9 protein-coding genes and 2 pseudogenes are annotated in these 12500 nt (G+C 61.6%); 10 read left to right on the forward strand and 1 reads right to left on the reverse strand.

Annotation, left to right across the window (positions count from 1 at the left end; all coding sequences use genetic code 11):
- Positions 1 to 9: 9 nt before the first annotated feature.
- The 10 genes and pseudogenes from AC1DLV_RS28690 to AC1DLV_RS28735 all read left to right on the forward strand — a co-directional run bounded on the left by AC1DLV_RS28690 (position 10) and on the right by AC1DLV_RS28735 (position 11905).
- Positions 10 to 1266: a CaiB/BaiF CoA transferase family protein gene (locus AC1DLV_RS28690; RefSeq protein ID WP_476803420.1), complete on the forward strand. Its 1257-nt coding sequence runs from the start codon at positions 10 to 12 to the stop codon at positions 1264 to 1266.
- Entirely contained in the window at positions 1263 to 3206 is a 1944-nt protein-coding gene (locus tag AC1DLV_RS28695; protein ID WP_476803419.1) for a 3-hydroxyacyl-CoA dehydrogenase NAD-binding domain-containing protein, read from the forward strand. The genes AC1DLV_RS28690 and AC1DLV_RS28695 overlap by 4 nt, the downstream gene beginning before the upstream one ends.
- A 20-nt stretch (positions 3207 to 3226) precedes the next feature.
- Positions 3227 to 4663 (forward strand): NAD-dependent succinate-semialdehyde dehydrogenase, encoded by a 1437-nt coding sequence (locus tag AC1DLV_RS28700; RefSeq protein ID WP_476803437.1) that lies wholly within the window; start codon positions 3227 to 3229, stop codon positions 4661 to 4663.
- Positions 4664 to 4683: 20 nt separating this feature from the next.
- A complete protein-coding gene (locus AC1DLV_RS28705) occupies positions 4684 to 5808 on the forward strand; it encodes a mandelate racemase/muconate lactonizing enzyme family protein (RefSeq protein ID WP_476803418.1) in 1125 nt (374 codons plus the stop codon).
- Between the two features lie 45 nt (positions 5809 to 5853).
- Positions 5854 to 6660, forward strand: a complete 807-nt coding sequence (locus tag AC1DLV_RS28710) for a shikimate dehydrogenase family protein (RefSeq protein ID WP_476803417.1) — start codon at positions 5854 to 5856, stop codon at positions 6658 to 6660.
- A 43-nt stretch (positions 6661 to 6703) separates the two neighbouring features.
- The gene (locus AC1DLV_RS28715; protein WP_476803416.1) at positions 6704 to 7522 is read left to right on the forward strand and encodes a shikimate dehydrogenase family protein; all 819 of its coding nucleotides are present in this window, start codon (positions 6704 to 6706) and stop codon (positions 7520 to 7522) included.
- Between the two features lies 1 nt (position 7523).
- A pseudogene (locus AC1DLV_RS28720) lies at positions 7524 to 7782 on the forward strand (aminotransferase class III-fold pyridoxal phosphate-dependent enzyme); the annotation flags it as partial.
- Between the two features lie 228 nt (positions 7783 to 8010).
- Positions 8011 to 8376: a SpoIIAA family protein gene (locus tag AC1DLV_RS28725; RefSeq protein WP_476803415.1), complete on the forward strand. Its 366-nt coding sequence runs from the start codon at positions 8011 to 8013 to the stop codon at positions 8374 to 8376.
- Between the two features lie 417 nt (positions 8377 to 8793).
- Entirely contained in the window at positions 8794 to 9987 is a 1194-nt protein-coding gene (locus AC1DLV_RS28730; RefSeq protein WP_476803414.1) for a succinylglutamate desuccinylase/aspartoacylase family protein, read from the forward strand.
- 853 nt (positions 9988 to 10840) lie between these two features.
- Positions 10841 to 11905, forward strand: coding sequence for a linear amide C-N hydrolase (locus AC1DLV_RS28735; RefSeq protein ID WP_476803436.1), 1065 nt, complete (start codon positions 10841 to 10843; stop codon positions 11903 to 11905).
- Between the two features lie 458 nt (positions 11906 to 12363).
- Here the strand turns inward: AC1DLV_RS28735 and AC1DLV_RS28740 are convergent.
- Positions 12364 to 12500: pseudogene (locus tag AC1DLV_RS28740) on the reverse strand (lytic murein transglycosylase); the annotation flags it as partial.

A 12500-nucleotide genomic window follows, 5' to 3' on the forward strand; every position in this document is an offset into this window, starting at 1 on the left:
GAGGACGACATGACTAAACAAAAGCTGCCACTCGAAGGCATACGCGTGCTCGACCTGACCCGCGTCCTGGCCGGGCCATGGACGACCATGAGCCTCGCGGACCTGGGCGCCGAGGTCTGGAAGATCGAGAACATCAAGGGTGGCGACGACACACGCGCCTGGTCGGTTCCCAACTACAAGGGCGTCAGCACCTACTATCTGTGCGCCAACCGGGGCAAGCAGAGCATCGCGCTCGACCTCAAGGCATCAGAGGGGCGGCAGATCGTGCTCGATCTGGCGGCCAAGGCCGATGTGATCGTGGAGAATTTCCGTGCCGGCACGGTGGACCGGCTTGGCATCGGCTACGAGGACATCAGGAAGTTCAACCCGGGCGTCGTCTATTGCTCGATCTCCGGCTACGGTCAGTCCGGTCCCGAGCGGGATCGGCCAGGCTACGATTTCATCATGCAGGCGGAGAGCGGCCTGATGTCGATCACCGGCCAGGAGGACGGGCCGCCGAGCCGGCTGGGCGTTGCCTTCACTGACGTCGTTGCAGGCATGATTGCGACCCAGTCGATCCTCGCGGCGCTCTACCAGCGGCGCGATACAGGCACTGGGCAGTATATCGACGTCGCGCTGCTCGACGCCACACTCAACATGCTGATCAATGTCGGAACCGGCTATCTGAACGCAGGCGTCGAGCCGACACGATTTGGCAATGCCCATCCGACCGTCGTGCCTTATCAGGTCTTCGATACAGCCGACGGCGTCTTTGCACTGGCTGTCGGCAACGACCGCATGTTCATCGATTTTTGCGAACAGGTCATCGGCCGGCCGGAGCTTGCCCGTGATCCCCGCTTCGTCACCTCGCACCAGCGAGCGGTGCACCGCGACGAATTGCTGCCGACGCTGGCAGACCAGATGCGCGAAAACACCTGCGCGTACTGGATCGACGCCTGCCGCAAGGCAAGTGTTCCTGCAGGCCAGGTGAAGACAGTCGCCGAAGCGCTGCAGAGCCCGAGCGTGGTGGAGCGCGGTGTCGTCGAGCAGCTGGAACACGCCGAGCTCGGCCCGATCTCGGTCATCCGCGCCGCGCACGGCCTCGCCGCGCAGCGTTCGCATAAGGCAAAGGCTCCGCCCCTGCTCGGTGAAGACACGCGCGGCGTACTGCGCGATGTCCTTGGACTGGACGATTACCATATCGACAAGCTTGCGGCCTCGGGAGCAATCGCCTGTCGCGAAGCTGGCACCTTTGCACCCGTCGAACCGGCGGGAGCAACTGCATGAGCGTGCATGTCGAGATGCGCAGCGGGATTGCGATCGTCACCATCGACAATCCACCCGTCAACGCAATCAATCTGGCCATCCGTACGAGGCTTCTGGCCCTGGCCGACGAGTTCGACGCCGACAGCAACGTACGCGCCGTCGTGTTGACGGGGGCAGGAAAGCTGTTCGTAGGCGGGGCCGACATCACCGAATTCGATCGGCCGGTGGAACCGCCTTCCCTGCCTGATCTGATCGGGCGGATCGAGACTGCCGCAAAACCCTGGACCGCAGCGATACGCGGCGCGGCCTTTGGTGGCGGGCTTGAAGTGCCTCTCGGCTGCCGCATGCGGGTCGCAACCGAAGATGCGAAATTCGCGCTGCCCGAGGTCAATCTCGGCATCATTCCCGGCGCGGGCGGGACGCAGCGCCTGCCTCGGCTGATCGGCATCGAAACCGCGATCCGCGTGACCGCAGAAAACCTGACGCTGGACGGCGCCCGCGCGGCCGCACTCGGTCTTGTCGATCGCCTTGTCCAGGAACCTCTCGTCGACGCGGCGGTCGACTTCGCACTCGAGGCCCTCGAAAGCCCCCTGCCGGAACCTGTCTCGCGCCGCCCGCTGTCTGCTCCCGCTCCCGTAGTCTGGGAGGAAGCGGGACAACGCATCCGCCGCGCGGCTCGTGGCGCATCTGCCCCGCCGCTTGCACTCGATGCCTTGCGCTTCGGTGTCGAGAACGGCCTCGACGCCGGACTTGCGAATGAACGCTCGATCTTCCTCAAACTGCGCGCCAGCGAAGAAGCGGCAGCGCTGCGCCATCTGTTCTTCGCCGAACGCGCCGCACTTCGCCCGGCTTATCTGCGCGGCATAGCTCCCCTCCCTCTGACGAGTGCTGGCGTTGTAGGCGGCGGCACCATGGGTGTCGGCATTGCCGCCGCCCTGCGTAATGCCGGCATCCCGGTCGTCTTGGTCGAGCGCGACCAGCAGAGCCTCGAACGAGGCCTTGGAGCTTTGAATGCAATCTTCAAAGCGGCGCGGAAGAAAACGAGCCTGACCGACGAGGAAGCCGAGGCTCGGATGCGGGGCGTCACCGGCGCGGTCGGCTATGAAGCGCTTGCCCGTAGCGACCTGGTGATCGAGGCGGTGTTCGAGGACGTTGCCATCAAGCGCGAGGTGTTTGCTTCCCTCGGGCGCATCTGCCGGACAGATGCCATTCTGGCGACCAACACTTCCTACATCGACCCTAGGCAGATTGCCGAAGGTCTGCCTCATCCCGGCCGTTTCATCGGCCTGCACTTCTTCAGCCCTGCACAGGTGATGAAGCTTCTCGAGATCGTGCCAACTACAGACACGCAGCCTGACGTTGTTGCTACCAGCTTCGAGCTGGCCCGCAGGCTGGGGAAGGTTCCGGTGCGTTCCGGCATCTGCGACGGCTTCATCGGCAACCGCATCCTGCGCCGTTATCGTGCCGAGGCGGAAGCGTTGCTCCGCGAGGGCGTCTCCCCTGCCGCCGTCGACGCCGCCATGCGTGGCTTCGGCTACGCGATGGGGCCGTTCGAAATGCAAGATATGGCGGGGCTCGACATCTCCTTCCTGCATCGTGAGGCAGCACGCGCCCGCGGCGAGCAGATACCCGAAACACCGGGGGACCTTCTGGTGCGCGCTGGGCGAAAAGGCCAGAAAAGTGGTCGCGGCTGGTACGATTACGCAGTTGGCGAGCGCACGCCCGTTCCCTCGCAGGAAGCCGCGCGCATCATCGCTCCCCTCGCCGGTGCACCGATCGACCTGCCGGCAGATCAGATCGTCTCGCGGCTGATCGATGCCATGGCGTCGGAGGGACAGGCCGTCCTGGACGGAGGCATCGCAGCCTCACCGGCCGATATCGATCTTGTCGAGGTGCATGGGTACGGCTTCCCGCGCAAGCGCGGCGGTCCGATGTTCCTCTCCAAACGCCAGACCCCATGAACGTGACGAAAGACAACCGGATGATCACCTACCCCGATACCCTGCTGTTCGTCGACGGAACCTGGCGGCCTTCTGCCAACGGTCGCACGATCCCTGTGATCAATCCTGCGACCGCGCAACCCATCGGAAATGTCGCCTGGGCGGACAAGACCGATCTCGACGCAGCACTTGAAGCCGCCAGCAAGGGCTTCGCCATCTGGAGCAAGACCTCGGCTTTTGACCGGGCGACGCTCATGCGCCGCGCCGCCGAGATTCTTCGCAGCCGTGTGGACGACATCGCGGTCATGCTGACTATGGAGCAGGGCAAACCGCTTGCACAAGCGCGCTTCGAAACACTCTCCGCCGCCGACATCATCGACTGGTTTGCCGGCGAGGCCCAGCGCACATATGGGCAGGTCATTCCGTCCCGCGCGCCCGACGTCGTGCAAATGACGCTGAAGCTGCCGGTCGGCCCGGTCGCCGCCTTCACACCGTGGAACTTCCCTCTCAACCAGGTGGTGCGCAAGCTTTCGGCCGCCATCGCAGCCGGCTGCTCAATCATCGTCAAGGCTCCTGAGGAAACACCGGCTTCGCCGGCGGCGCTGATCCGCGTCTTCGCGGATGCCGGGATCCCGGCGGGTGTCGTCAATCTTGTCTACGGCGTGCCATCAGAGATTTCCGAGTACCTGATCCCGCATCCTGTCATCCGCAAGATCAGCTTCACTGGATCTACACCAGTCGGCAAGCAACTGTCGGCACTCGCTGGCCTGCACATGAAGCGCGCCACGATGGAACTGGGCGGCCACGCGCCGGTCATCGTAGCCGAGGATGCCGATCTCGACCTTGCGACCAGCCTGATGGTGCAGAACAAGTTCCGAAATGCCGGTCAGGTCTGCGTTTCACCGACGCGCTTCCTCGTGCACGAGAAAATCGCAGACGCTTTCATCGACGGCTTTACCGCAGGCGCCAAGGCGATCCGCGTCGGTAATGGCCTCGACCCGAACGTCGACATGGGACCACTCGCCAACGACCGGCGCATCCCGGCATTGGAAGGTTTGATCGGCGATGCGGTCTCTCGCGGAGGCCGCCTGACCACTGGTGGCCGCCGCATCGGCAACGAGGGCTGGTTCTTCGAACCGACAGTGCTAGCGGACGTACCCGTCGAAGCGCGCATCATGAACGAAGAGCCGTTCGGCCCCGTGGCAATCATCAACCGCTTTGCGACACTTGACCAAGCGATCGCCGAGGCCAACCGTCTTCCCTTCGGCCTGGCCGCTTTCGCCTTCACTCGCAGTAGCGCCACCGAAACGCGGATCGGCAACGAGGTGGAGGCCGGCATGACCAGCATCAATCATCTGGGACTCGCCCTGCCCGAGGTTCCCTTCGGCGGCATCAAGGATTCCGGCCATGGCACTGAAGGCGGCTCGGAGGCGATCGAGGCCTATCTCGATACAAGGCTGATCACCCGCAAGGGATGATCGCTTGAGGGAGGATAGCCATGCACATCACCAACGTCCGCACCTATGCGATCAGCTACGCCGACACCAATGACTTCGGCCGCGTCAAGGCGACAGTGCTCGTTCGCGTCACCGCCGCTGGCGGCGCGGTTGGGTGGGGAGAAGGCGTAACGCTCGCGCCGGAAGCGGCACGTGCCACGAAGATCCTTATCGACGAGGGCCTCGCGCCGCTTCTCTTGGAGGCTGGGGACGTCAGCGTCGAAGACGCCTGGAACCGCATGCGTGCCCATTGCTGGTGGTATGGCGAAGGTGGCCTTGCCAGCATCGCCTACTCCGCGATCGACATGGCGCTTTGGGATATCGACGGCAAGGAGCGTGGCCTGCCGCTCCATGCCCTGTTGGGCGGCCGCCTGCAGGAAAGCCTGCCGGCCTATGCCAGCAGCCACGTCAACAAGGCGACACTGGACGAGAACATCGCCGAGGTCGTCGGCTTCAAGGAAGCGGGGTATGCGGGCTGCAAGCTTGGGATTGGCAAGAAGGGCCTCTCAGACATCGGCAGAAACCCCGAGCAGGACGTCCTGTTCGTCAAGCTGCTGCGCGAGGCGGTCGGCCCGGACTTCCCGATCCTGATGGATGCCGGCAACGGCGTTGTCTGGGACCGTGAGACCGCAATCCGCACCGTCAGCCGCATGGCCGAGCACGGCATCGGATGGATCGAGGAACCTTTCTATCCGACGCGCATCGACGACTACCGCGCCTTGAAAGCCGCCGTATCAGTCCCGATCGCAAGCGGCGAACGCGAATACACCGTTACCGGATACCGCGACCTGATCGCAACCGGCACGGTCGACATCGTCGGTGTCGATCCGGCACGCTCGGAAGGCATCACCGGCTTTCGCAAGATCGACGAGATTTGCTCGCAGACAGGTACCGTCATGAACGCCCACGCCTGGAGCACTGCGGTGCTTACCGCTGCGAGCCTCCACCTGTCGCTCGCTTCGCCCAACACGAAACTGTTCGAGCTCAAGCCATTTGCTGTGTCAGTGCAGACGGACCTGGTCCATGAGCCGATCGGATACGAGGCCGGCTCCGTACGCGCATCTGCACGGCCCGGCCTTGGAGTCGAGGTCCGACAGGACATCCTCGAGAAACTGGAAATGCACTGAGGCGTCCACGGCAAGGTTCGAAAGGGCGCTGGGAGAAACCCCGAAATGCAGATTACCGGCAAGACCGCGATCGTTCTGATGTTTGCCGATCCGGTGAACCACATTCGTGGCACTGTGCTGATAAACGACCAGTTCGCCGCCTTGGGCCTCGACGCAGTGATCGCTCCGATCCATGTCCAACCGCGCAATCTTTCCCAATGCCTCGATGCCGTTCGCCTGATGCACAATGTGCGTGGGCTCGGCATCACCATTCCACATAAGATCGCAGTCGTTCCGCTCATGGATGAGCTGAGCCACTCCGCCCGGCGGTTAGGTGCCGTCAACTTCATCCGCCGTAACCCCGACGGCACGCTGACCGGCACCAACACCGATGGCATCGGCTTCGTTGCCGGGCTTGCAGCCAACGGCGTCGAGCTGAACGGCAAGCGCGCCCTTGTCGTCAGCGTAGGCGGTGTCGGACGCGCAATTGCGTTCGCCCTGGTGGATGGTGGGACGCAGGAACTGGTGCTCGCCAACCGCGACGCGGCCAAAGCGGAAGCCCTGGCGCGCGAGATCGTAGGACTCATGCCCGCCTGCCGCATTCGCGTAGCGGAGGCGCACAATCCCGAGGCGCTTGACGATATCGACCTCCTCGTCAACGCCACTTCGCTCGGCATGCTGCCGAGCGATCCGCTTCCGCGGCTGCTCGACCGGTTGAGGCGGGAAACGATCGTGGCCGAGGTCATCGTCAACCCGGCCATGACGCCGCTTCTGGAGGCCGCCGCTGCACGTGGTTGCAAGTTTATCGGCGGCGCCGAGATGCTGAAGTCGCAGCCCCGTCTCGTCGCCGAGTTCTTCGGGCTCATTCAATGAAACTGGACCTCGACGGTCCGGCAATACCAAGAAAGGGAACACCATGCAGATCACCGGCGAAACCGACCTCTTCTTCATCGTTGGCTCACCCGTCCGGCACTTCCGCGCGCCGATCATGTTCAACGACTACTTTGCCTCGAAGGGGCACAATTTCAGTTGCGCGGGCCTGCATGTCCAGCGGGGCGACCTGGCGGCCACATTTGAACTGGTACGCAAGATCGACAACATCAAAGGGCTCTGCATCACCATCCCTCACAAGATCAATGCCGTACCACTGGTCGATCGGCTGACCGAAGTCGGCAAACGTATCGGCTCCGTCAATTTTGTCCGCCGCGAGACCGATGGCAGCCTCACCGGCCACAACATCGATGGCCAAGGCTTCATGCGCGGACTGGCTAACAACGGTTTCGATCCCAAGGGAGCGGATGTCGTGCAGGTCGGTGTCGGCGGCGTCGGTCGCGCCATCGCCTTCTCGCTGGCAGCCTCTGGCATTCACCGCCTGACGCTCATCAATCGTGACGCGCTGAAAGCACAGCGTCTCGCCACAGAAATCCACGACGCAACAGGTGTGACCGTTGTCGCGCTGGGTGCTGGCGAAAACCCTGACCTCGCGCGCACCACGCTGCTCGTGAACGCGACGTCGGTGGGCATGGTCGGCAACATAGCGCTCCCCCTCGACATCGCCGACCTCACGGCCGCCACCACCGTGGCAGATGTAGTCCTGAAGCCTGATGAGACGGAACTGCTCGCAGCCGCCCGCGCCCTCGGCTGTAAATTTGTACCCGGCACGGCAATGCTGAAGCCCCAGATCGAACTGTGCGAGGAGTTTCTCTATGGCGGAGCACCGCAAGCAGGTGTTTGACATGGTGGCAACTGAGAGCCTGATCGCGCGAAGAGACCGCCTTCTCGGTCCGAACGTGCGACTGTTCTACAGCGATCCGGTCCATCTCGTGCGGGGGTCGCGGGGCCCACGTCTGGGACGCTTCAGGCAGCGAGTACATCGACGCCTACAACAATGTCCCTCACGTGGGCCATTGCCACCCCGCCGTCGTTGAGGCGATCGCGCGGCAGGAAAGCGAGTTGAATACCCATACCCGCTACCTGCACGAGGGCATCCTGGAGAACAGGAGGCAGACCGTTTCCGCTGGCCGAACCAACTTGATCGGGGGCCGCGTTCGGATCGACGCCGAAATTCTGGCCGCTAACTTTGCAGCCGAAGGCGAGGCGCTGGAAGCGACCAAGCGTGAGTTTCGAGTTGATGCTGCACCCTCTAAAGGTTGATCCTGATGAACACGACGCCCTACAACACCATCAGCGAGCGTTCAGAAGTGGTGAAGAAGAGGTCAGGCCATGGTTCTCCTTGAGCTCCTGCACGACAGAAATATCCTGACCATCACGCCACAAGGGCCGCTCGAAAAGGCGGATTTCGAGAAGATCGTAGAGGAGGTAGATCCAGTCATCGCCTCCATGGGCAAGTTTGCCGGGCTGGTGATCCAAACGAGATCGTTCCCCGGATGGCGGAACTATGCCGCTTTTTCAGCGCACCTGAAATTTGTCGTAAGTCACCATCGAGTGATCGAACGCATTGCGGTTGTAACGGACAGCAGCCTGCTGAAGGTCCTTCCACGCGTGGCCGGATATTTCGTCCATCCCGAAATCCGACATTTTGGCCTAGATCAAAAGGACCAAGCGATCTCGTGGCTGATCACCGGTTGATGAATGCCCGTCTGGGGACGACGATCCGACGCGCGTTGGTTGGTGAAGCCGAAAGGTCTTCCTGATCTGATGTGCCGGTCTGGCAGATATGGAATTGCGCGTCAGGATGCGACTCGCAGGTGCGAGCCAGGACGGAATTGTACTTTCGTGCGTACCTGCTACGCGCCTCCAGCATCTCCAACCCCTGGACAGCATTTTGATCTGGCAGGTACTGGATGCGATTGCTCAGCACGGTTCGTGCCCTGCATCGCCAAGCTTTGCATACCATCCCAAACTTGAGCGCCGTGTCCATTTCTTTTCTGCCGGGCTGTACTCGATGAGTGCACAGTGGACTACAGTCTGAAAGCAACAGGTCTGATCGGATTCGACGCACATGGGCGGCCATCTGCGGGGATCCTCTTACAAGGAACCATATCTATGGCGAATGGAAATGGAGAACGTCTCGATCGTCGGGACTTCATGATTGCGTCGGCCACCACCATCGGTGCGGCAGCCGCCCTGGTGGCAGGATCTACGCAGGTACGAGCGGCGTCGGGACCAGCAAATGCCGCTGCGCAGGGGACGATCTACACAGGTGACGTCATCGACGGAAAGAAGGTCATCACTTCGCTCGACGTGAATGACCTGGAAGCAGGCCAGAAGCATCGCCTGTATTTTCAGGGTGTGGAGACACCCACAGGGCAGCACTGGTACGTGTCGGTGACTGTGGCCAAGGGGGCCAAGCCGGGCAAGCGTGTCGTCCTGACAAGCGGCGTGCATGGTGACGAGATGAGTTCCATACACACTGTCCAGACCGTAATGAACCAACTCGATCCAACGAAGATGTCTGGTACAGTGACGGCAGTCACCGACATTTCCCGCCCAGCCCTGGAAAGCATGCAACGCCGGTGGCCGAACCAGGGCAGAGGCAGCGATCTGATCGACATGAACCGGGAATGGCCCGGAAATGAGAACGGCCTCACCGCACCAAGTCGCCATGCAGGGCTGCTGTTCAACAGGCTATTGCGGCCGAACGCCGACGCAGCTATCGACTTCCACACCGGGACGACCGGGTTCGAAGTCACCGCATTCAACATCGGCGAGATAGCCAGGCCCGACGTCAAGGCAATGTTGGATCTCTATCCGGTCGGCCAGATCCTCAACATGCCGAAAGCGGCCTATCCCACGGTCTTGCACAATGCGTTCATCGACGTGGGAATCCCGGCAATTGCACCAGAGATCGGCGCTGCCCGCGTACTGGATCGCGAGATGATCGCGCTGTTCGTGGAAGGGACGATGAACGTCTTCAAGCATTACGGCATCGTTGCCGGACCGATGGGCCGCACCGCCAAGGGCATGGCTGTCTTTGTCGGCAATAGCGGGTTCCCGGTTCTGGCCACCGCAGGTGGGATCGTCGAGCATCTGGTCAAACTCAACGACAAAGTTGTACCCGGACAAAAAGTGGCCATCCAGCGCAACAGCTTCGGCGAAGTGGTAGCCGAGTATACCGCCGGAGTGGCTGGAGAGATTTCGGGACTGCGCAGCGATGCAATGTCCGAGCCCGGCAACCCTCTCGTATTCATTCTGTTCAACAAGGCGCCGCAACAAGATGTTGAAATTTATCCCGAATAGATAATCTACGAGCGACCTCATAGGAGCATCGCGACTTGGCCCTCAGGACGACCTGGGGTTGAGCAACATCGTTCTCGCGTGCGAAATTGCCCCTTAAAGGATGCTCCGAGCAACGGATCAACGTAATGCGGCTACTGCTGTGAAATCGAAGTTGGCGAGGACCACGGGGCAGCGATGCTTCACCTCAACGGTCTTGGCCAACACAGGGCCCCAAGGCTAGGCTCAACGCAAATCAGGCCTGGCCGAATGGACAGACGATCTACGACTTCGCACGGTTCGAGGAATTTTTCCTCCGACTTCTTTCGTACAGGCACTTCGCCTACGCTAGTGCGCCTTGGAGGACTATCATGTGGAGAGAACTATCGATCGCAGCAATCACTGTCCTGACGCTTGCAAGCTTCGAGCAACCCGCGTCAGGCGCGGCGATCGGTGCAGGCAACCCTTATCCCGTCAGTGACTACAGGTGCGAAGACGGCACGCGCTTGGCCGTGCGCCTCCTCGGTGACCACGCCTCTGTATCCGTCAACGGAGCGACCGCAATCGATTTGCCCGCCATGGGATCAGACGGAACAACCTACTCGAATGGTCGGCAAACGGTGACCATAGTACAGGGACATCTATCATGGGGCGTTGGCAAAGCAGTGCCATCCGCTTGCATCGGCGGTTGAGTGACTAGTCTCGCAGCTCAACTACGTCTTCAGCGAGCGCCTTTTCGCCTGCGTGGGCTACAAGGTGCTCGACGTCGATTACGATCACAACGGTCACGTCTATGACACGCCCTCAGCGGCCCGGTCCTCGGCATGACCTATCGGATCTGATCGGCAAAGGTTTCGTGCAGTTTTCTTACGGATTGGTGTTCAACATGTCTCGATTCACACGCATTCTCACTGCCTTGACTGCCGCTGCGGCGCTGCTGACCGCCGAGGCCCAGGCCTGCACACGGGTCGTCTATCAGGGGCCTGACGGGCGGAATCTCACAGGCCGCAACATGGACTTCAAGGATCCGATGGTCAGCAACTTCTGGGTCTTTCCTCGTGGGATGAAACGAAATGGAGCCGCCGGTTCGCGTTCGATGGAATGGACATCGAAGTTCGGCAGCCTGGCCGTCTCCGGCTATGACATCTCTACAGTCGACGGCATGAACGAAGCCGGCCTCAACGCCAGCCTGCTATGGCTCAACGCCACAAAGTTCCCGAAGGACGACGGGACGACGCCTCGTATGTCCCTCTCGATCTGGGCGCAGTTCTACCTCGATCAGTTCGCAACAGTCTCGGAGGGCGTCGAATACGCGCGTAGCCATCCCGTGGAGGTGGTGAGCGGTGAAGTGCCGGGCCGTCCAGGCAGTCTCGCACCGCTACATCTGACGCTCTCCGATGCCACCGGCGACAGTGCTGTTCTTGAGTGGATCGACGGAAAGCTTAGCATCCATCATGACCGCGCGTATCAGGTGGTAACGAACGACCCGCCCTATGGCGACCATCTCGCCAACCAGAGATACTGGAGCGCGGTCGACCCCCTCAAATTCCTCCCCGGCAGTGGCCGTTCCGAAGACCGTTTTGTGCGCGCTGGCTTTTACATCAATGCAGTGACCCAAAGCGGCGACCCCCGGATTGCCGCCGCCGCTGTGTTCAGCGTTATCCGCAACGCTTCGGCACCCTATGGCGTAAGCATTCCCGAAGCACCGAACCTTTCCACGACCCGCTGGCGTGTGGTGGCGGATCAGAAGAGCATGCTTTTCTACGGCGAATCGGCAACGTCACCCAACGTTTTCTGGGTGGATTTGAAGAAGCTCGACTTCTCTGAAGGCGCGCATGTCCGCAAACTGGATCTCGGGGTGGACATGGCCCGTATCCTTGCCGGCGAGGCATCGAGCCAGTTCGTCCCTGCAAAGCCGTTCGACTTCATGGAAGCCGAATGAAGGAAAGTAGAGTATGACGGACGGATATGAAGGTCCGCTCCTCGCCTTGTGGCAGAGCGTTGCCCTCGCGACCAAGGCTGCTTTTTGGCCAGCCGATTGGAAACTCGCCAGTCCGTTTCCCACCCAATAGACGCTGTAGACCTTGGAACATCAGCTTCCAACGCGGGAAATGATCTTCCGCGGCTCATCTCGGGCCGATGGCCGACTGTCCGCTGCCAGGATGCCCACGACAAGCGGACATCAGAGCTCTTGCGGCCCAGCACTGGGATTGGTCACGCGCTGAAAGCGCCGACGAAATACAAGGTCGCGCGACAAGTGCTGAATGTCTTGAAGAGCGCGAAGGCTGCCCAGAGGCAGCCTTCATTGGCGTCCAGTGAGTGCCCGAAAGCAGCATACGCTGCTCACGACGTGAGGAGCCGTCGAATGGCGGCTTTTTTGCTGGCCGCAGGCCTAACTATCTAACTGCCGTCGATCGCGGCGCCGATGCGGGCGATTGCCTGCTGATAGACACTCGCGGAGTTCCAGCCAGCGATGGCGCCCATGTTTCCTTGATAACCCCCGCCGGCCCGCCAACCGTGCGCCCTAAGGAAGTTGG

Source organism: Aminobacter sp. 01T433 (genome assembly GCF_056398585.1).